Source organism: Nocardia sp. NPDC050435 (assembly GCF_040655395.1).
Taxonomy (GTDB): domain Bacteria; phylum Actinomycetota; class Actinomycetes; order Mycobacteriales; family Mycobacteriaceae; genus Nocardia.
On record NZ_JBFAJW010000013.1, the window covers coordinates 251,872 to 270,561 of the forward strand.

The 18,690-nt window shown below is 70.1% G+C and carries 19 protein-coding genes; 8 read left to right on the forward strand and 11 right to left on the reverse strand.

The window, feature by feature from the left end; genetic code table 11:
- Nucleotides 1-26: 26 nt before the first annotated feature.
- Together AB0I43_RS34465 and AB0I43_RS34470 are read left to right on the forward strand one after the other, a co-directional pair.
- Nucleotides 27-881 (forward strand): LysR family transcriptional regulator, encoded by an 855-nt coding sequence (locus AB0I43_RS34465; protein ID WP_356977968.1) that lies wholly within the window; start codon nt 27-29, stop codon nt 879-881.
- 19 nt (nt 882-900) lie between these two features.
- Nucleotides 901-1,512 (forward strand): Uma2 family endonuclease, encoded by a 612-nt coding sequence (locus AB0I43_RS34470; protein ID WP_356977853.1) that lies wholly within the window; start codon nt 901-903, stop codon nt 1,510-1,512.
- Here AB0I43_RS34470 and AB0I43_RS34475 read toward each other — a convergent pair.
- Together AB0I43_RS34475 and AB0I43_RS34480 are read right to left on the reverse strand one after the other, a co-directional pair.
- Nucleotides 1,484-2,449, reverse strand: coding sequence for an aminoglycoside phosphotransferase family protein (locus tag AB0I43_RS34475; RefSeq protein ID WP_356977855.1), 966 nt, complete (start codon nt 2,447-2,449; stop codon nt 1,484-1,486). The two genes, AB0I43_RS34470 and AB0I43_RS34475, sit on opposite strands and share 29 nt — an antisense overlap.
- A 44-nt stretch (nt 2,450-2,493) precedes the next feature.
- A complete protein-coding gene (locus AB0I43_RS34480) occupies nt 2,494-3,621 on the reverse strand; it encodes an epoxide hydrolase family protein (protein WP_356977856.1) in 1,128 nt (375 codons plus the stop codon).
- A 101-nt stretch (nt 3,622-3,722) separates the two neighbouring features.
- Between AB0I43_RS34480 and AB0I43_RS34485 the strand changes: the two genes are divergently transcribed.
- Complete coding sequence (locus AB0I43_RS34485; protein WP_356977858.1) at nt 3,723-4,730, forward strand: YafY family protein; 1,008 nt, start codon at nt 3,723-3,725, stop codon at nt 4,728-4,730.
- Between the two features lie 4 nt (nt 4,731-4,734).
- Here AB0I43_RS34485 and AB0I43_RS34490 read toward each other — a convergent pair whose 3' ends face one another.
- Together AB0I43_RS34490 and AB0I43_RS34495 are read right to left on the reverse strand one after the other, a co-directional pair.
- Nucleotides 4,735-5,691 (reverse strand): electron transfer flavoprotein subunit alpha/FixB family protein, encoded by a 957-nt coding sequence (locus AB0I43_RS34490; RefSeq protein WP_356977860.1) that lies wholly within the window; start codon nt 5,689-5,691, stop codon nt 4,735-4,737.
- Nucleotides 5,692-5,726: 35 nt separating this feature from the next.
- A complete protein-coding gene (locus tag AB0I43_RS34495) occupies nt 5,727-6,512 on the reverse strand; it encodes an electron transfer flavoprotein subunit beta/FixA family protein (protein WP_356977862.1) in 786 nt (261 codons plus the stop codon).
- A gap of 218 nt (nt 6,513-6,730) precedes the next feature.
- Here AB0I43_RS34495 and AB0I43_RS34500 point away from each other — a divergent pair, with 218 nt between their 5' ends.
- From AB0I43_RS34500 to AB0I43_RS34510, 3 genes are read left to right on the forward strand one after another with little or no spacing between them, the layout of a single operon-like run.
- A complete protein-coding gene (locus AB0I43_RS34500; RefSeq protein WP_356977864.1) occupies nt 6,731-7,531 on the forward strand; it encodes a class I SAM-dependent methyltransferase in 801 nt (266 codons plus the stop codon).
- Complete coding sequence (locus AB0I43_RS34505; protein WP_356977866.1) at nt 7,528-9,129, forward strand: glycoside hydrolase family 57 protein; 1,602 nt, start codon at nt 7,528-7,530, stop codon at nt 9,127-9,129. The genes AB0I43_RS34500 and AB0I43_RS34505 overlap by 4 nt, the downstream gene beginning before the upstream one ends.
- Complete coding sequence (locus tag AB0I43_RS34510; protein ID WP_356977868.1) at nt 9,126-10,388, forward strand: glycosyltransferase family 4 protein; 1,263 nt, start codon at nt 9,126-9,128, stop codon at nt 10,386-10,388. Before AB0I43_RS34505 ends, AB0I43_RS34510 begins: the two co-directional genes overlap by 4 nt.
- Here AB0I43_RS34510 and AB0I43_RS34515 read toward each other — a convergent pair.
- Genes AB0I43_RS34515 through AB0I43_RS34525 form a run of 3 tightly spaced genes read right to left on the reverse strand, consistent with a single transcriptional unit; the run spans nt 10,385 to nt 12,363 of the window.
- Nucleotides 10,385-11,026 carry a hypothetical protein gene (locus AB0I43_RS34515; protein ID WP_356977870.1) on the reverse strand — a complete coding sequence of 214 codons (642 nt, stop codon included), beginning with the start codon at nt 11,024-11,026 and terminating at the stop codon, nt 10,385-10,387. The two genes, AB0I43_RS34510 and AB0I43_RS34515, sit on opposite strands and share 4 nt — an antisense overlap.
- Entirely contained in the window at nt 11,023-11,574 is a 552-nt protein-coding gene (locus AB0I43_RS34520) for a DUF1697 domain-containing protein (RefSeq protein ID WP_356977872.1), read from the reverse strand. Before AB0I43_RS34520 ends, AB0I43_RS34515 begins: the two co-directional genes overlap by 4 nt.
- Nucleotides 11,575-11,613: 39 nt before the next feature.
- Entirely contained in the window at nt 11,614-12,363 is a 750-nt protein-coding gene (locus AB0I43_RS34525; protein ID WP_356977873.1) for an acyltransferase, read from the reverse strand.
- A gap of 137 nt (nt 12,364-12,500) precedes the next feature.
- Between AB0I43_RS34525 and AB0I43_RS34530 the strand changes: the two genes are divergently transcribed.
- Complete coding sequence (locus AB0I43_RS34530; protein ID WP_356977875.1) at nt 12,501-13,805, forward strand: PQQ-binding-like beta-propeller repeat protein; 1,305 nt, start codon at nt 12,501-12,503, stop codon at nt 13,803-13,805.
- A gap of 7 nt (nt 13,806-13,812) precedes the next feature.
- Here the strand turns inward: AB0I43_RS34530 and AB0I43_RS34535 are convergent, their stop codons facing one another.
- The 3 genes from AB0I43_RS34535 to AB0I43_RS34545 all read right to left on the reverse strand — a co-directional run bounded on the left by AB0I43_RS34535 (nt 13,813) and on the right by AB0I43_RS34545 (nt 16,871).
- Nucleotides 13,813-14,994, reverse strand: coding sequence for a class I SAM-dependent methyltransferase (locus tag AB0I43_RS34535; protein WP_356977876.1), 1,182 nt, complete (start codon nt 14,992-14,994; stop codon nt 13,813-13,815).
- On the reverse strand, nt 14,995-15,972 hold the full coding sequence (locus AB0I43_RS34540) for a class I SAM-dependent methyltransferase (protein ID WP_356977877.1): 978 nt from the start codon (nt 15,970-15,972) through the stop codon (nt 14,995-14,997).
- Between the two features lie 131 nt (nt 15,973-16,103).
- On the reverse strand, nt 16,104-16,871 hold the full coding sequence (locus tag AB0I43_RS34545) for an enoyl-CoA hydratase-related protein (protein ID WP_356977879.1): 768 nt from the start codon (nt 16,869-16,871) through the stop codon (nt 16,104-16,106).
- A gap of 83 nt (nt 16,872-16,954) precedes the next feature.
- Here AB0I43_RS34545 and AB0I43_RS34550 point away from each other — a divergent pair, with 83 nt between their 5' ends.
- Entirely contained in the window at nt 16,955-17,782 is an 828-nt protein-coding gene (locus AB0I43_RS34550) for a GNAT family N-acetyltransferase (RefSeq protein ID WP_356977881.1), read from the forward strand.
- A 116-nt stretch (nt 17,783-17,898) separates the two neighbouring features.
- Here the strand turns inward: AB0I43_RS34550 and AB0I43_RS34555 are convergent, their stop codons facing one another.
- Complete coding sequence (locus AB0I43_RS34555) at nt 17,899-18,669, reverse strand: NUDIX hydrolase (RefSeq protein ID WP_356977969.1); 771 nt, start codon at nt 18,667-18,669, stop codon at nt 17,899-17,901.
- Nucleotides 18,670-18,690: the final 21 nt, after the last annotated feature.

Genomic DNA, 18,690 nt, shown 5'->3' on the forward strand with positions numbered 1-18,690 from the left:
GATCATTCATGAATCGGGAGCTTGTGATGGAGCTGCGCCAACTGGCATACTTTGTCGCGGTCTGCGAGGAACTCAGCTTCAGCAAGGCCGCCGTCCGCTGCTTCATCTCGCAGTCGGCCATCAGCCATCAGATCGCGCGACTCGAGCGCGACCTGGGCGTCCCCCTCTTCGAGCGCACCACCAGGGCCGTCATCCCCACCGACGCGACCACTCGGCTACTTCCGCTGGCTAAGCAGATGCTCAGCCTGGAGTCTGCCATCCGGGCCACCGTGCGCACCAGCGGGCCCCGAATCCGGCTGACCGCCAACATGTCCTTCGCCACTCGCTCGCTCTCGGCCATCGCGGCCACCCGCGCCGCGCACACCGATGCCGAAATCGAATATGTCATCAAACCGTTCCGGCAGCGGATCACCGCCGTCGCCGACGGGGACTGCGATCTCGCGCTCATCCGCGGCAGCGTGGATCAGCCCGGGCTCGAGGTGGAGCAACTCTGGGTCGAGGATCTGGTCATCGCGACCTCCAGCGGGCACCCGCTGGCCACCCGCGAGACCGTCACCCTGGCCGAGCTCAGCCCCTACCCCCTCCTCCTGCCGCCCGAGCAGGAACAGGTGCTGCTGCACAACATCATTCGAGCCGCCTTCGCCGATCTGCCCACCGGCCCCACCTACGGCCCGCCCATCCCGCCCGACCACACCGCCACCATGGAGCTGCTCAACCGCCCCGACGCCTGGACCGTCCTCTACGCCGAAAGCCCCACCGAGGGCCTGGTCGTCCTCGAACTCACCGAACACCGCCTCCGCATCCCCGTCTCCGCCGTCGTCCGCAGCGACGCCCGCCCCTCCCCCATCCTCGCCACACTCCTCACCAACCTGCACCGTTGAACCGAGTAGCCTCTGACCTGTGACGGTGATCAACCCGGACGACGGCAGGCGCTGCACCGCGGAGGAGTTCCTGTCCGTCGAGCCCGACGCCTTCAGCCACACCTTCGGTGACGTCGAGATCGTCGACGGCCTCGTCGTGCAATCAATGGCACAGAGCGAGGCGCACAGCACCGTCGTTCGCAGGCTGGCATCGGCCCTGGAGGAAGCCCGCAAGACGGGTGACCCGTGCATGCGGGTCGCGACCGACGTGGCGGTCCGATTCCCGGACAAGGAGGATTCGCGCCGGGATCATCAGCTCAACGTCCGTTACCCGGACATCTTCGTCCGGGATTGCGAACCCTACGACGTGAATACGGTGCGAGACCACATCCTGCTGATCGCGGAAGTCGTCTCGAAAACTACCGCGGACAGCGACACCGGGATCAAACGCCAGGTCTATGCCCGCGCCGGCATCCCGGTCTACCTGATCGTGTTCTTCGAGAAGGACTGGGCGACGATCGATCGCATCGAGGAATACCGTCTCGATTGGTCCGGAATGCGATACATGCCGCACCTGGTCCACCGCGTCGGCCTGGTCTTGGATCAGCCGGTGACTCTCGCCGTCACCTTCGATCAGTTGCAGCGTCCATAGGCGAGACCAGCGCGCGGGCGACGGCGAGGTGCAGGGTGAGGTCGTCGGGTTCCTCGTCTTCGACGGCCCAGACGATTTCCTCCATCGCGCGCAGGAAGGCCCAGCCGCGGGCGCGGTCGGGGTCGACGCCGAGGGCGGCGGCGGTGCGGGTGACGACGGCGCGGGCGTGGGCCGGGGCCGGGTCGCTCTGGACCTGGATCATGATCAGGAAGCCGGCGTCGAAGGCGGCCTCGCCCAGGTAGGCCTTGGGGTCGATGAGCAGCCACGGTTCCCGTTCGGCGGCCACGATATTGCCGAGGTGGGTGTCGCGGTTCACCACCAGCAGCGGGCCGTCCGGGACCGCCAGGCGCGGGCACCAGTCCAGGGCAGCGGTGCGCAGGTCCGGTGGAAGCACCTGCGCCACTGCTGGTTCCGGGTCGGTGAACATCTCCACCCACTGCCGCACCATGTCGGCGGCCAGGGGCAGTTCGGGGAAGTGCGCGGGGATGCCGATCGGCGCGCGGCGCAGCCGCCGGTACAGCTCGCAGGCCCGCACGACCTTGTCGACGTTCTCGGGTCGCCCCTCGAGGCTGGGGAATCCCGGCTGTTCCAGCAGCGGCGCGCCCGGCCGCGCCCATTCCAGCAGCAGCGCACCGCTGTCCGGGTCGTACTCGTAGAGGCGCGCCGCGCCGTCGCCCCCGTAGCAGAACAGTCCGGCGGCCTCGCCGATGTTCTCCTCGTCGACCACCGGGATCTTCAGCACCGCGACACTGCCGTCGCGCCGCCGCACCGGCGCGACCCAGGAGTGCGTGCCGCCGCCGAACGGCTCCCCGACGACCTCCAGTTCCCAAGCCTTGCAACGGTTCTCGATCAACCCGGGCAGATCGGCCAGCCAGCGCTCACCCCGCTCGGCGAAGACGTCTCGAATGTTCTCGGCGATCTCGTCAGGCAGGGACATGTCGCCAGCCTCTCACCCACCGGCGCCGGCGCCGCCGCGGGGCCTCAGTTCAAGGGGCCGAAGAACTTTCGCAGGTCCGCGACCACATCGCCCGGTGCTTCCATCGCCGGGAAGTGCAGGGCGTGCGGGAACTCGGTCCAGTGCGCGTCCTCGGGTGCGGGCACCACCCGCCGCACGGTCTCGTCCGCGCCGAACACGGCGAAGCCCTGCGGCACCGCGGCGGGGCCGCCCCACTCGCTGGAGTGCGCCTGGTCGTAGAGGGTGTGCGCGGCGCCGGCCCCGGAACCGGTGAACCAATACAGGCTCACCGTGGTCAGCAGCAGATCTCGCTCGATCGGCAGCGCGGTCCATTCCTCGAATTTCTCGGCGATCCAGGCCAATTGCAGCAGCGGGGAGTCCACGAGTCCGTAACCGATGGTCTGCGGGCGGGTGTTCTGGATGGCGAGATACCCGGACCCGTCCCGCTGGAAATCGGCCATCCGGCTCAGGATCAGCTTGTCGACCGGATCGTCGGCGTCGAGCCGATCGGCCATGCCGGGCAGGAAGGTCGCGGTGTTGGCCGCGGTGAGCGGGTCGGTGACCACGTGCACGCCGAGGACGCGCGCGCCGTCCAGGCTCGCGACCATGCCGGAGATGCCGGCGCCCACGTCACCGCCGTGCACGCCGTACCGGTCGTAGCCGAGGCGGCGCATCAGCTCGATCCAGGCGCGGGCGGCGCGACCCATCGTCCAGCCGGCCGCGCTCAGCGGTGTGGACAGGGTGTAGCCGGGCAGCGAAGGCACCACGACGTGGAACGCGGGCTCCGCCGCCGGGGGCTCGGTCAAGTCGTCGATCAGGCCCAGGAATTCGGCGACCGAGCTCGGGTAGCCGTGCGTCAGGAGCAGCGGTGTCGCGTCGGCGCGCGAGGACCGCACGTGCAGGAAATGGACGACCTGCCCGTCGATCTCGGTGGTGTACTGCGAGTAGGAGTTCAGGCGCGCCTCCTGGGCCCGCCAATCGAATCCGGTCCGCCAGTACTCGGCCAGCTCCCGCAGGTGCTCCAGCGGCACGCCGCGTTCCCAGCCGGTCCCGGGCAGCTGCTGGGTCCAGCGGGCCCGGGCCAGCCGGTCGTGCAGGTAGTCGAGTTCGGCCTGGGGGACCTCGAGGCGGAAGGGGCGGATTGTGGTCGACATCGTCTTCTCCGATCGTTCTATCAGCGCTTTTCGAGCTGTTACGGCAACGATAGAATCGATTGCGGAAGGGTTCGTTCCGCGATTAGAGGTGGAATCGAAGAATGCTGGAAACCTCGGCGCGCCTGCTCCGCCTGCTCTCCCTGCTCCAGGCCAGACCGGATTGGACCGGTACAGAACTGGCCGAACGCCTCGACGTCACCACCCGCACCGTCCGCAAGGACATGGAGCGGCTGCGCGACCTCGGCTATCCGGTCGAAGCCCGCCCCGGCGTGGCCGGGGGCTATCGGCTCGGCGTGGGCGGCGCACTGCCGCCGCTGCTGCTCGACGACGACGAAGCCGTCGCGGTCGCGATCGGATTGCGCACGGCCGCGGGCGGTTCCATAGCGGGCATCGAGGAGACGGCGCTGCGCGCCTGGACCAAGGTGCAGCGCATTCTGCCCGCGCGGCTGCGGCATCGGGTCAGCGCCTTCGGCTCGCACACCCTGCCGGTGCCCTCGCGCGAACCGCTCGTCGATCCCGAGATCCTCACCGTCCTCGCCGCGGCCTGCCGGGATCATCAGCGGCTGCGCCTGGAGTATCGCGCGCATTCGGGCGCCGGCAGCCGCCGCAGCGTCGAGCCCTATCGCCTGGTCAACCACCGGCAGCGCTGGTACCTGCTGGCCTGGGATCTGGACCGAAACGATTGGCGCACTTTTCGAGTCGATCGACTGACGCCGAAAACGCCTGCCGGACCACGCTTCACGCCGCGCGAACTGCCGCCTGATCGCGAGATCGGCGCCCAGGTGGAACGTGGCGTGGGCGAAGCGGTCTGGCGCTTCCGCGCCCGGGTGATCGTGCACGCCTCCGCCGAACACGTGCGCGCCCGGTTGCCGATCCCGGTCGACATCGAAGTCCTGGGCGCGCAGCGGTGCGCCTTCGCACCCGGCTCGGACGACCCCCTGCGCCTGGCCCTGTACCTGGGCATGCTCGACGCCGACTTCGAGGTGCTCGATTCCCCCGAACTGTCGGCCGCCCTGCACACCCTCGCCGAGCGCTACCGCCGCGCGATCACCCCCGGAACACGAACGCCCCCGGACTCTTCCGAATCCGGGGGCGTTTCGAAGCGCTGAGGAATCAGCCCTTGTGCGACTTGACCGCTTCGGTCAGCTGCGGCGCGACGTTGAACAGGTCGCCCACGATGCCGTAGTCGGCGATCTCGAAGATCGGCGCCTCTTCGTCCTTGTTGACCGCGACGATGGTCTTCGAGGTCTGCATACCGGCGCGGTGCTGGATGGCGCCGGAGATGCCCAGGGCGATGTAGAGCTGCGGCGAAACCGTCTTACCGGTCTGACCGACCTGGAACTGGCCCGGGTAGTAGCCCGAGTCGACCGCGGCACGCGAGGCGCCGACGGCGGCACCGAGCGAGTCGGCCAGCGTCTCGACGACCGCGAAGTTGTCGGCCGAGCCGACGCCACGGCCACCGGAGACGACGATGTTCGCCTCGGTGAGCTCCGGACGGTCGCCGGCGACGATCGGCTCGCGCGCCGTGACCTTGACGACGCCCTCTTCCTGGGCCGGGACCTCGATGGTCACCTTCTCGCCCGCACCGGCGTCGGCCTTGGCCTCGACGGCGCCCGGGCGCACCGAGATCACCGGCACGTCGCCGGTGGCCTTGGCGTCGACGGTGAACGCGCCACCGAAGATGGAGTGCACGGCGGTGCCGTCGGCCTTGACGTCGATGACGTCGACCAGCAGGCCGGAGCCGATCCGAGCCGCCAGGCGACCCGAAACTTCCTTGCCCTCGGCGGTGGCGGCAACGATCACGGCGGCCGGGGAGACCGACTCGACCAGACCGGCCAGCACGTCGATCTTCGGGGTCACCAGGTAGTTCTCGACATCGTCGGACTCGGCGATGTAGATCTTCGCGGCGCCCGCGGCGGCCAGCGCGTCGGCCAGCTTCTCACCGGTGCCGGCGGTGCCGAGCACCACGGCGGCGGGCTCGCCCAGCGCGGACGCGGCGGTGAGCAGTTCGGTGCTGACCTTCTTGATCGCACCGTCGGCGTGCTCGACGAGCACAAGTACTTCTGCCATTTGTGTTCTCTCCTAAGCAGTCTCGGGCGGCGAGGTCAGATGATCTTCTGGCCGACGAGGTACTGGGCGATCTTGGTGCCGCCGTCGCCTTCGTCGGTGATCTTCTCGCCGGCGGTGCGCGGGGGCTTCGGGGTGGCGGCGGTCACGGCGGTGCCCGCGTTCGCGACGCCCACGGTCGACGGGTCGACGCCCAGGTCGGCCAGCGTGAAGGTCTGCACTTCCTTCTTCTTGGCGGCCATGATGCCCTTGAAGGAGGGGAAGCGCGGCTCGTTGATCTTCTCGGTGACCGAGACGATGGCCGGCAGGGTGGCCTCCAGCTTGAAGACGCCGTCGTCGGTCTCGCGCTCGCCGGTGATCTTGTCGCCGTCGATGACCAGCTTGCGCAGGTGGGTCAGCTGCGGCAGGCCGAGGTACTCGGCGATGATCGCGGGCACGGCGCCGGCGCGGCCGTCGGTGGCCTCGTTGCCGGCGATGACCAGCTCGACGCCCTCGACCTGGCCCAGCGCGCTGGCCAGCACCCAGGCGGTCTGCACGGCGTCGGAGCCGTGGATCGCCGGATCGTTGATGTGGATGGCCTTGTCGGCGCCCATGGACAGCGCCTTGCGGATGGCCTCGGTGGCGCGGTCCGGACCGGCGGCCAGCACGGTGACCTCGCCGCCCTGCGCCTCCTTGATCAGCAGCGCCTCTTCGACAGCGCGCTCGTTGATCTCGTCCAGGACGGCGTCGGCGGCTTCGCGGTCGAGGGTGTAGTCACCATCGGTCAGCTTGCGCTCGGACCAGGTGTCAGGAACCTGCTTGATGAGTACGACGATGTTCGGCATCGGTCTTCGTCGACCTCCTGTTCTGGGGGCGTGTATCCGGGTGGCCGCACGACCTGCGCCGTACGTCCGATTGTTGAGCTCTGGCGTGACATTACCCTACGTTAAGTTACTCATGGGTAACTTAGCGGCCTCGCTACCGCAACTCTCCTCCACGTGCACTGATCCGGAACGCCCGGCCGCAGGTATCGGGCATTTTCGGCTCGGCTAACGTCAGGAAGATGAGCGAGGCTGTGATCCCTGCCGCACTATCGGACGATGTTGCCGCGAACCCTGCTGTCGAAACGCTGCCGCTGACCGGCGAGCGCACCGTCCCCGGCATCGCCGAGGAGAACTACTGGTTCCGCAGGCACGAGATCGTCTACGCCCGCCTGCTGCCGCGCTGCGGCGGAAAAACCGTGCTGGAGGCCGGTTCCGGCGAAGGCTACGGCGCGGACATGATCGCCGGCGTGGCCGCGAAGGTGACCGGCCTGGACTACGACACCAGCGCCGTCGAGCACGTCCGCGCGCGCTACCCGCGGGTGGAGATGATCCAGGGCAACCTCGCCGCCCTGCCGCTGCCGGACGCCTCGGTCGACATCGTGGTGAATTTCCAAGTCATCGAGCACCTCTGGGATCAGAGCCAGTTCCTGCGCGAATGCCTGCGCGTGCTGCGCCCGGGCGGCGAGCTGCTGATCAGCACCCCGAACCGGATCACCTTCTCCCCGGGCCGCGACACCCCGCTCAACCCGTTCCACACCCGCGAGCTCAATGCCGCCGAACTGACCGAGCTGCTGGTGGACGCCGGTTTCGAGGTGTCGCTGATGACCGGCGTGCACCACGGTCCGAGCCTGAAGGCGCTGGACGCCAAGCACGGCGGCTCGTTCATCGACGCGCAGATCGAACGGGCGCTGGCCGGCGAGCCGTGGCCCGCCGAGCTGACCGCCGACGTCGCCGGCATCACCATCGACGACTTCACGATCGACCCCGCCGACATCGACGCCAGCCTCGATCTGCTCGCCATCGCGGTGAAACCCGCGTGAGCGACCAGGTCCCGGGCCAGTTCTCGCTGGTACTGCACTCGCACCTGCCGTGGCTGGCGCATCACGGCCGCTGGCCGGTCGGCGAGGAATGGCTGTACCAGAGTTGGGCCGCCACCTACCTTCCGGTGGTCCAGGTGCTCAGAACGCTTGCCGCCGAAGGCCGCTCGCATCTGCTGAGCCTGGGCATCACGCCGGTGCTGGCGGCGCAGCTGGACGATCCGCACTGCCTGTCGGGCATGCACCACTGGCTGGGCAACTGGCAGCTGCGCGCCGACGAGGCCGCCAAGGCCGGCAACGTGGCGCTGGGCCGGCACGAACACCGGCTGGCCGCAACGGCTTTGGCCGAGTTCGAGCAGCACTGGCGGCACGGGGCGGCGCCGGTGTGGCGCGGGCTGATCGAAGCCGGGACGATCGAGTTGCTCGGCGGACCGCTCGCCCATCCGTTCCAGCCGCTGCTGGACTCCCGGCTGCGCCGGTTCGAGCTGGCCGAGGGCCTGGCCGATGCCCGGCACCGCTGGGGCCACACGCCCACCGGAATCTGGGCGCCGGAGTGCGGCTTCACCCCGGGCATGGAGGTCGAATACGACGCCGCGGGTGTGACGCATTTCATGGTCGATGGTCCGTCGCTGCGCGGCGACAGCAGCCTCGGTCGCCCGGTGCGCGACGCCGACGTGGTCGCCTTCGGCCGGGATCTGCACGTCAGCTATCGGGTCTGGTCGCCGAAATCCGGCTACCCCGGCCACGGCGCCTACCGTGATTTCCATCACTATGATCACGCCACCGGACTGAAACCGGCGCGGGTCACCGGCAAGACGGTGGCGGGCCCGGACAAGGCTCCCTACGATCCCGAGCTCGCCGCGGCGGCCGTCGTCCGCGACGTCGACGATTTCGTGCAGACCGTGCGCGAGCGGCTGCTCGCCGAATCCGCGCGGATCGGCCGTCCGGCCCTGGTAGTGGCCGCTTTCGACACCGAACTGTTCGGTCACTGGTGGCACGAGGGTCCGCAGTGGCTGGCCCAGGTGCTGCGCAAACTGCCCGAGGCGGGCGTCACCGTCGGCACCCTGGCCGACGCCCGCGCCAACGGCTACGTCGGGGAACCCGTGCAGCTGACCGACTCGTCCTGGGGCTCCGGCAAGGACTGGCGGGTCTGGGCCGGCGATCAGGTGCGTGACCTGGTCGAACTCAACGACGACATCGTCCGCCTGACCCTCGACACCCTCGACAAGATGCGGGCCGCCGACACCGGGCCCGCGCTGCGCGACCCCGTCGCCGACCAGTTGCTGCGCGAAGCGATCCTCGCGGTGCAGAGCGACTGGGCGTTCATGGTTTCCAAGGACTCCGCCGCCGGATACGCCCGGGAGCGGGCGCACCAGCACGCGCACGCCGTCCGGGAGATCGCGGCCGCGGTGGGCGCGGGTCAACTCGCCAAAGCACACCGGTTGGCGGCAGGATGGGGTGCGGCCGACGGACTCTTCCCCGGGCTGGATGCCAGAAGGCTCGGGGCCGGACATGCGGCCGCCGTGCCGGAACAGGCCCTCGCTGTCGGTTCGGAAGACAGCTCTGCGGAACCAGGATCCGCTTCAGAAGGACATACATGAAGATCTTGATGGTGTCGTGGGAGTACCCGCCGGTCGTGGTCGGTGGGCTCGGTCGCCACGTGCATCACCTGGCTACCGAACTGGCCGCCGCCGGCCACGAGGTGGTCGTGCTCTCGCGCCGCCCCTCCGGCACCGACTCCGCGACCCACCCCACGCACTCCTACGTCGCCGACGGTGTGCTGGTGGTCGCGGTCGCCGAGGACCCGCCGTGCTTCGACTTCGGCGAGGACATGCTCGCCTGGACGCTGGCCATGGGCCACGCCATGGTGCGCGCGGGCGTCGCGCTGGGCAAACCCGGCATCGGCGAGGGCTGGACCCCCGATGTCGTGCACGCCCACGACTGGCTGGTCGCGCACCCCGGCATCGCACTGGCCGAGTACTACGACGTGCCCCTGGTCTCCACCATCCACGCCACCGAGGCCGGCCGGCACAGCGGCTGGGTCGCGGGGCGGGTCAACAAGCAGGTGCACTCGGTGGAGTGGTGGCTGGCCAACGAATCCGACGCGCTGATCACCTGTTCCGGCTCCATGCAGGAGGAGGTGGAGCGGCTCTACGGCCCCGAGCGCATCCCGATGACGGTGATCCGCAACGGAATCGACGTGGGCGCGTGGACCTTCCGGCCGCGCGCGCCGCGCAGCGGGCCGCCCCGGCTGCTCTACGTCGGCCGCCTGGAATACGAGAAGGGCGTGCAGGACGCGATCGCCGCGCTCCCCCGCATCCGCCGCGCCCACCCCGGCACCACGCTGACCCTGGCCGGAGTCGGCACCCAGTTCGAGTGGCTGCGGGAACGCGCGCGCGTGCACCGCGTGGCGCGCGCGGTGAACTTCGCCGGGCAACTCGACCACTCCGAGCTGCTGGGCTGGCTGCACGGAGCCGACGCCGTCGTCCTGCCCAGCCGGTACGAGCCCTTCGGCATCGTCGCGCTGGAGGCGGCCGCGGCCGGCGCACCCCTGATCACCTCCACCGCGGGCGGTTTGGGTGAGGCGGTGATCGACGGCGTCACCGGCGCCTCGTTCGAACCCGCCGATGTCAACGGCTTGGTCGAAGCCGTCTGCGTCACCCTCGACGACCCGGCCGCCGCGCAGTCGCGCGCCTACGCCGCCCGCGACCGGCTCACCGCCGACTTCGCCTGGGACGTCGTCGCGGCGGAGACCGCGCAGGTCTACCACTCGGCCAAGCGCCGTGTGCGCAACCCGCTCGGCCGCCCCGTCATCGTGGAACGCCCCCTGCCGGAACGGGATCCGAACAACCCGGTCTAACGGCCGGGCAGTGCGGCCGCGACCGCGCGGGCGATCGCCTCGGCGGCCGCCCGCTGGGCCGCCAGGTCCAGTGCCGCGGCCGGGGCGTCGACGCCGCGCGGGCCGATCAGGACGAGTATGTTGCTGCGCCGGAACAGGACCGAGGAGCCTGACCGGTCGAAGGAGTCGAAGGCGAAGCCGCCGTCGCCGAGATCCGCGAAGTGCCGCGATTCGAGTTGCGCTTCTTCGGTGCGCGCCAGCCGATCACGGGCGTCGCCGACCGGATCCGCGCTGCGCGTGCCGCGTTCGGCGGCGGTCTGATACCGCTCGAAACTCACCAGCACCGACCGCTCGACCGGCGCGCCGGGCAGGACGGCCTCCGGATCGGCCGCCCGGTATCGGATTTCGCACAACCGCGGCTCGTAGTTCAGGAAATCGGCGGGATCGCTGTCGCTGATCCGGCGCGGCAGCTCGGTCAGCAGTCGCGCCGGATCGTCGAGCGCACCGGCGAACGCGCTGAGCGCCGCCCGCGTCGCGGTGGTGGCCTGAGCGCACGTCATCGGCATTTCCGGGTAGTGCGCCGCCTCGACATCGGCGGCACACGCGCCCACCGTGAACGCGGCGCACGCCGGGAGCAGCAGCCGCGGCAGCGATCTCACCCGAGGCTGTCCAGCTTCTTGACGATGCGCTGCACGGTGAGCCAGGTGCGGGTGGTGATGTCCTTGCCGTAGGTCTTGTCCAGCCAGGTCATGAAATCGGGCGTCTTGCCCGGCTCACTGTTGTCGATGATCGAGAGGAACACCCGCGCGGGCTTGTCGAAGCCGACGACCCGCACCAGCGGATCGGGCTGATCCGGCAGCTCGACCGGGGCCTTGGTGCCGTCCTTGAGGAAGGTGGCGGTGAGATAGGTGCCCCGGCCGTGGGTCAGCCCCGGGAACGGGTCGCTGTCGAGCAGCGTCTGCAGCTCGGCGTGCGTGCGGATGATCGTGCCGCCGCCGATGCCGAGCTCGGCGTTCAGGGCCTGCTGGATCTGCCGTTCCAGAGCGGGCACATCCGATTCCGCGCTGTGGAAGACGATATTGCCGCTGGCCAGGACCGAGGCCACCTTCTCGAAGCCCAGCTTCTCGAAGACTCCGCGCAGCTTGTCGTTGGTCATGTTCGGGTTGCTGGGTGCGATCCCGCGCAACAGCGCCGCGTATCCGGTCATGCGCCGACCGTACCCGGCAACCCCGACAACGACGGCGAACTACGCCTGCTGGGCGACGCCGTTCTTCTTGCGCTCGATGTCCTCCAGCGCGGCAAGGTATTTGGCGCGCTCCTCGGCACCCGCCTCCCAGGCGGCCTTGCGGTTCTTGACGACCTTGGCGGGCGCGCCGACGGCGATGCCGTAGTCCGGGATGTCGCCCTTGACCACGGCGTGCGCGCCGAGCACGCAGCCGCGCCCGACCGTGGTCTCGCGCAGCACCGTCACCTTGGCCGCGATCCAGGTGTCGGGGCCGATGCGGACCGGGCTCTTCACGATGCCCTGATCCTTGATCGGCATGGTGATGTCGTCCATCCGGTGGTCGAAATCGCAGATGTAGCACCAGTCCGCGACCAGCGTCGATTCGCCGATCTCGATGTCGAGGTAGGTGTTGACGACGTTGTCCTTGCCGAAGACCACCTTGTCGCCGATGCGCAGCGAGCCCTCGTGGCAGCGGATGGCGTTGCCGTCGCCGATGTGCACCCAGCGGCCGATCTCCATCCGCCCCAGCTCGGGGGTGGCGTGGATCTCCACACGCTTGCCCAGGAACACCATGCCGCGCAGCACGATGTGCGGGTTGGTCAGCTTGAACTTGAACAACCGGTAGTACCGGACCAGGTACCACGGCGTGTACGCGCGGTTGGCGAGCACCCAGCGCAGCGAGGCCATCGTCAGAAATCGCGCCTGCTGCGGATCCCGGCGGCGCGAACCCCGCCACCGCGAGCGCAACGGTGCGCCCCACATGCTCGTCACGAACCGTCTCCCGTCGTGTTCCGCAGGGCCGGGCCCTGGGTTGTCCATCGGCTGACAGCTTAATGGGGTGCGCTTCGAAGCCCGTCGGCTACCGACTACTCTTGCCCTCGGCCATCGACCCGAGGGGAGAAAACCAGGTGCGTACGCGATCCCGGATGCAGGCGATGGCCGTGCTCGCGGCCCTCGGCGCGATGACGGTGGCCGGCTGCGGCACCGACGTCGACGACATCAAGGTCGGTTCGGGATCCGGCTGGCCCGCCGTGCATCACGACGGCCGCAACGCGGGGGCGACGCCCGTGGTCGGCGCCCGCAAGATGGCGCTGAGCTGGTCCCGGCCCGCCGCCGGCCCGATCGAGCAACCGATCACCATCGGCCCCGAGGGACAGATGTTCCTCACCACGCGTACCGCCAACAACTGTGCTCTGCTCTCGTTCCAGATGCCCACCGGCCGCAAGCGATTCTGCAACCAGTTGGGCCCGAGCGCGATCGCCTCGCCCTCGGTGGTCGACGGTGCCACCAATGTCTACGTCGGCGACGACGGCGCGGTGAACTCGCTCAACTACCTCGGCCAGCCGCGCTGGCGCACACCGGTTTCCGGGGTGCCGGTCTCGGTGCAGTTCACCGGCGACGGCAACCTGCTCACCGTCACCCAGTCCGGTCAGGTCGACGTGCTCAGCCGCCAGACCGGCGCCCGCGTCGTGTCCACCCTGCAACTGCTGGGCGAGCCGGATTTCCTGGAGAATCCCGGCCTCACCCGCCCGGCCGCGGGTCAGGGCCTGGACGACTGCACCACCGGCGGGCCGTACTGCCCGGTCGCCAACATCTCCGCCGTCGACGCGGACTCCGGCCGCTTCTACCTGACGCTGTGGAAGCCCGGACAGCCCGCGGCCGCCCTGGTCGCGCTGCGCTATCACGACGGCCGGATCCAGCAGGAGTGGAGCGCGGAGATGCTGACCGGCGGCAGCGCCACCAGCCCCGCGCTGTCCTCGGACGGCAAGACGCTCTACCTCGGCGACAACAGCAAGCGGCTGATCGCGGTGGACACCGCCGACGGGCGCACCAAATGGGTGCAGAACCTGGAATGGGCGCCCCGCGGCGGGATCTCGGTCGCGAACTCCGGGCTGATCATGCCCGCGGGCGACGACGGCTACCTGATGGCCGTGCGCGACAAGGGCGAGGTCGCCGAGATCGCCTGGGAGCGCAAGGACATCATGCTGCGCGGCAACCCCGTGCAGACCGCCGGCGGCGTCGGCTACACCACCGCCGCCATCGGCGAGGGCCTCAACCTGATCACGTTCGACACCAAGACCGGAGCCACCGAGGATTCCGATCCGCTGCCCGACGCCAAGGGCAGCACCACGGGCACCTCGGTCGGCCCCGAGGGCGAGATCGTCGTCGCCACGCGCATCGGCGAGGTCTTCGCCTTCGAACCGGAGAAGTGAGTCCCGCTCAGGGCATGCGGTGCGCGGTGCACAGGAACGCGACGCCGGCGCGGCCGATGCGGGTGAGCACCAGCGTGTAGGACTGTGTCCCACGGAGTTTGAGTCGTTTACGCAGCGCGTCCGGATCGACGTCGACGCCGCGCACCAGGATCTCCAGGGTGCCGCACTCGCGCCGGGCCAGCTCCTGGCGCAGCGACTTCTCGCGCAGTTCCAGGCGGTCCAGGACGCGGAAACCGCGCAGGCCGTCCGGCACGTGATCGCCGGTGAGATAGGCGATCTGCGGATCCAGTTGCCAGAGGCCGTGTTTCGCGGCGTAGTGGCGCACCAGGCCCGCGCGGACGATCGCGCCGTCGGGGTCGACGATCCACTCGCCGGGTGCGCGCTCGGGGAGCTCCTCGGGTGCGGCGTCGGTGACCACGATCGGGGAGCCGGTGCTCGACAGCACCGTGGCGCGCCGGGTGACGCCGGATTCGGCCAGGCCCGCGGACCAGAGGCACGCTTCGCGGACCGCGCCGTCCAGCGAGACGACCTCGACCTCACCGGTCCAGTCCAGGCTGTCGAAATCCAGCCCGGGAGCGCACTTCACGGCGATGTCGCGGCCCGCGTAGGCGCTCAGCAGATCGGGCAGCGGCGGCTGCAACTTGGCCGGATCGTGGGTGCGGCGGCCGTCCGCGCGGCGGGCCGGATCCGCGATGACGACGGTGTCGCGGCTGACCGGCACGAGCGCGTCGGCCTTGGCCACCAAGATATTTCGCGCCCCGGCCGGCTGCGCCAGATTGTGCGCGGCCATGCGCAGGCGCACGTCGTCGAGATCGGTGCCGAGCACCGCCGGGCAGACGCGGGCCAGTTCGGCCAGCTCCGCTCCGATCGAGCAGGTCACGTCGTGCACGGCCCGGCCCGCCAGGCGCTCGGCCCGGGCCCGGGCCACCAGCGTCGGCGTCGCCTGCTGCAACGCGTCGTCGGTGAACAGCCACTCGCCCGCGCCCGTGAGTTTGGCGCTCGCCTTGCGGCGCAAGCGCACCGTGTCGATCAGGGCCGCCGCGAACGCGCCGTGCGCCCGGCGCACCCGCTCCAGATCGCGCAGGTGCGTCGCGGCGGTGAGCTCCAGCCGGTCCACCTCGGCCAGTGCGGCAGCGCCCGCCGCACCGGTCAGAAAGGCGACATCCTCGCGGCTGAAGCCGTACCCCACCTACTTGGCCGCGGCGCCCGGCTTCACGCCGGTGATCATCGCGTTGTAGAAGAACTGCCGCGGCACGACGTGCTTGAGCACCTTGTCGTCCAGCTTGCTCAGCGCCAGCCAGGCCTTGTACTGCGCCATGCGGTAGCCCATGGTCAGCTTCTCGTCGGGCACGGCGGCCTCGAAGGTGCGCACCGGCCAGCCCCACAGCGCCGCCGCGAACTCCTCGGTCGTGGCTTTCACGTCGACGGCGCCGGCCGAGGTGGCCATCGCCTCGAGTTCACGCGGATCGAAGGTGTGCAGATCCACGACCGCCTCCAGCGCCGCGGCGCGCGAGGACTCGTCGAGCTCGGTCTGCGGACGCCGCCAGCCGGACAGGAACGGCAGCTTGGTGATCTCGGTGGTGAGCTTCCAGGTGGCCTGGCCGAGCCGGCGGGCGTAGAGATTGCCGATGGTGGTCGGCTCGCCCGCGAAGACGAAACGGCCGCCCGGCTTGAGCACCCGCAGGCACTCCTTGAGCGCTAGCTCCACATCGGGGATGTGGTGCAGCACGGCGTGGCCGCACACCAGGTCGAAGGTGTCGTCCTCGTACGGGATGGTCTCGGCGTCGGCGACCCGGCCGTCCACGTCCAGGCCCAGGTTCTGCGCGTTGCGCAGCGCGACCTTGACCATGCCCGGGGACAGGTCGGTGACCGAACCGGACTTGGCGACCCCGCCCTGCATCAGGTTCAGCAGGAAGAAGCCGGTACCGCACCCCAGCTCGAGCGCCTTGTCGTAGGGCAGCGGAGCCGGGCCGACCGCCGCGTCGAACCGGCCGCGGGCGTATTCGATACAGCGCTCGTCATAGGAAATGGACCATTTGTCGTCGTAGGTCTCGGCTTCCCAGTCGTGGTAGAGGACCTGGGCGAGCTTTGTGTCCTTGAGCGCTGCTTCGACCTCGGCCTCGGTGGCGTGCGGGTTCGGCGCGGGGTCGTCGGGGCGTACCGTCATGGTCGGGTAGCCTACCCAAATCCCCAGATGAGGCCAGCAATCGGGCCACCGATTGGGATCTTTCCGGACGCCGGAGCAGACTGAAACCTGTTCCTATCTGCGGATCTGTCCAGGCCAGCGCGCCGCCCGAATCAGCGACCCGTGAAAGCGGCCGAGCCGGGACCGTCCGCGAGGTAGCCGCGCGTGCCGATGCGCGCGTCCTCGGTGCCGAACAGCGCGGCCCATTCCGTGCGCGCCCGATCCAGGCCGTGCGGCCCCGCCTCGAAGACCGCCTTGGCCGCGGCCAGCGCCCGGGTCGGACCGTTCACGAACCGCTCCGCCCAGCGCAGTGCCGCGTTGAACACCTCGTCCGGGGCCACCACCTCGTCGACCAGACCGAGCCGCTCCGCCTCCGCCGGCTCCACGAAGCGGCCGGTGTAGACCAGGTCCTTGGCCGGGCCCGGACCGATCAGCAGCGACAGCCGCCGGATGCCCGCGAGCGGGATGAGGCCGGATTCGATCTGCGGCAGGCCGAGTTTCACGTTGTCGCCGATGATCCGGCGATCCGCGCCGAGCGCCAGCTCCAGGCCCGCGCCCAGGCAGTACCCGCTGATCGCGGCGACCGTCGGCTGCGGCACCCGGGCCAGGCAGCCCAGCCCGGCCTGCACGTCGGCGGCCATCGCCGCGGCCTGCTCGGGGGTGAGCTCCGCCAGTTCGGCGAGCTCGTCGCCGGCCGAGAACACCCGCTCGTCGCCGTAGACGACCAGCGCCGCCACCCGCGCATCGGCCGCGACCGTCGCGGCGGCCGCGGCGACCTCCCGGACCAGCTGCACGCTGATCCGGTTCATCGGCGGACGGTTCATCCGCAGCACAGCCACACCACGGTCGGCGGGCAGCTCGAGGGTCACGAATTCGGCCATGGGACGCAACCTACCGCCCGCCGCCCGCGCCGGAGTTCGCGCATCCCGCGACAAGCGGCCGCGCACGCGGTACAACGGCGTTGATGACCACCACAATTCGGCCCACGCAGCCGATGCAGCTGGACGGCGCGGGCGCGCGCTCCCGCGCCTACGACGTGTGCGTGAACCGCAGGCGCGTCGGCCTGATCCGGATCGCGACCATGCCGCGCTACGGCCCCGGCGTCGGCACGATCCGGGCGCTGCGCATCGACGAGGACGAGCGGCGCAAGGGTCGCGGGGCGATCGCCGTGCTCGCCGCCGAGGAGGTGTTGCAGGGCTGGGGGTGCACGCAGGTGACGATCACCGTCCCCGCCGACGCCGACGCGGGTCTGCGCCTGAGCACCGCGCTCGGCTATCGCGAGCGCAGCCGCAACATGGTCAAACGCCTGCCCGCCAACCCGCCCGCGCTACCGCCGGAGGTCCGAGCGCGGCCGATGACCGAAGCGGAGTTCGAGCCGTGGCAGCGCGCCGAACTCGCCGAGTACACCCAGGATTGGATCGATCGGGGCCTGAGTCCCGAGCAGGCCCGCAGCAAGGCCGAGGCCGACAACCGCGACAACCTGCCCGAGGGGCTCGGCACCGCCGGCACCTGGTTCCGCGTGCTCGAGCACGACGGCGGTCCGGTCGGGCACGTCTGGGTGGCGCGACGCGACGCGAACGGCGCGTTCGTCTACGACGTCAAGGTCGCCGAGCCGTACCGCGGCCGGGGGCACGGCCGCAGTCTGATGCTGCTCGCCGAGCGGGTCGCCCTCGCCGCCGGAACCACGACGCTCGGACTGCACGTCTTCGCCGAGAACACCCCGGCGCTGCGGCTGTACGAGTCGCTTGGCTATCTGGTCACCCAGTACAGCCGCTACAAACTGCTCGCCTAGCGGCGGGGCATTCCCCGTTGCGTCCCACTCCGAGCGACAACTCCGAAGAATTGTCGAGGTTTGTCGCTCAGAGTGGGACGAGTGGGTTCTACCGGAACTCGGCGACCGGAGTCGGCTCAGCCGCGCAGCGAACCGCGCAGCTTGCTCTGGTCCGGCAGATCGGCGAAGTACCGCTTGTTGTCCGGGAAGTTCAGCACGTGCGCACCGTCGACCTGGGTGAGCACCGGCATGATCGGATCGATCACCACCTCGGCGGCGAAAATCTCGGCGGTGGAGGCGAATCGGCTCAGCGCGTCCAGCTGGGACCAGGTGGGCGGGAGCAGGATGTCCTCGCCCGCGCGCCAGCGGTCCAGGGCCTGGGCCGGGGTGCGCCACTGCACGTGGTCGGCCTCGGAGGTCGCGCCGTCGGCGAGCTGGCCCGCGGGCAGCACCGCGACGAAGAAGCGGGTGTCGTAGCGACGCTGCTCGACGACCGGAGTGATCCAGTTCGCCCAGGGCAACAGCAGATCGGCGCGCAGCACCAGGTCCGACTCGGCCAGGAACGCGGCCAGCGACAGCTCGCGGCGTTCCAGCCTGCCCCGCGCGTCCCGGTAGACGCCGGTGTCGGAGACCACGGTGTCGGCGGTGGGCCCGGCCAGCAGCACGCCGCATTCCTCGAAGGTCTCGCGCACCGCCGCGCAGACCAGCGCCTTGGCCCGCGGTTCGGTGGTGCCGAACCGCTCGGCCCACCAGTCCGGACCGGGGCCGGACCAGGCGATGTCGGCGGTGCCGTCGGACGCGTCGACGCCGCCACCCGGGAACACCGTCATCCCGGCGGCGAAGGCCATGGCCCCGACTCGGCGCTGCAGGAACACCTCCGGGCCCGCGGCCCCGTCACGCACCAGCATCACCGTGGACGCGTCCTTCAG

What these genes read in the sequence shown, in the direction of transcription:
- AB0I43_RS34465 (WP_356977968.1), top strand. Translation starts at nt 27, where the DNA reads ATGGAGCTGCGCCAACTGGCATACTTTGTCGCGGTCTGCGAGGAACTC.
- AB0I43_RS34475 (WP_356977855.1), bottom strand. Translation starts at nt 2,449, where the DNA reads ATGTCCCTGCCTGACGAGATCGCCGAGAACATTCGAGACGTCTTCGCC.
- AB0I43_RS34480 (WP_356977856.1), bottom strand. Translation starts at nt 3,621, where the DNA reads ATGTCGACCACAATCCGCCCCTTCCGCCTCGAGGTCCCCCAGGCCGAA.
- AB0I43_RS34485 (WP_356977858.1), top strand. Translation starts at nt 3,723, where the DNA reads ATGCTGGAAACCTCGGCGCGCCTGCTCCGCCTGCTCTCCCTGCTCCAG.
- AB0I43_RS34490 (WP_356977860.1), bottom strand. Translation starts at nt 5,691, where the DNA reads ATGGCAGAAGTACTTGTGCTCGTCGAGCACGCCGACGGTGCGATCAAG.
- AB0I43_RS34495 (WP_356977862.1), bottom strand. Translation starts at nt 6,512, where the DNA reads ATGCCGAACATCGTCGTACTCATCAAGCAGGTTCCTGACACCTGGTCC.
- AB0I43_RS34500 (WP_356977864.1), top strand. Translation starts at nt 6,731, where the DNA reads ATGAGCGAGGCTGTGATCCCTGCCGCACTATCGGACGATGTTGCCGCG.
- AB0I43_RS34510 (WP_356977868.1), top strand. Translation starts at nt 9,126, where the DNA reads ATGAAGATCTTGATGGTGTCGTGGGAGTACCCGCCGGTCGTGGTCGGT.
- AB0I43_RS34520 (WP_356977872.1), bottom strand. Translation starts at nt 11,574, where the DNA reads ATGACCGGATACGCGGCGCTGTTGCGCGGGATCGCACCCAGCAACCCG.
- AB0I43_RS34540 (WP_356977877.1), bottom strand. Translation starts at nt 15,972, where the DNA reads ATGACGGTACGCCCCGACGACCCCGCGCCGAACCCGCACGCCACCGAG.
- AB0I43_RS34545 (WP_356977879.1), bottom strand. Translation starts at nt 16,871, where the DNA reads ATGGCCGAATTCGTGACCCTCGAGCTGCCCGCCGACCGTGGTGTGGCT.
- AB0I43_RS34550 (WP_356977881.1), top strand. Translation starts at nt 16,955, where the DNA reads ATGACCACCACAATTCGGCCCACGCAGCCGATGCAGCTGGACGGCGCG.
- AB0I43_RS34555 (WP_356977969.1), bottom strand. Translation starts at nt 18,669, where the DNA reads ATGCTGGTGCGTGACGGGGCCGCGGGCCCGGAGGTGTTCCTGCAGCGC.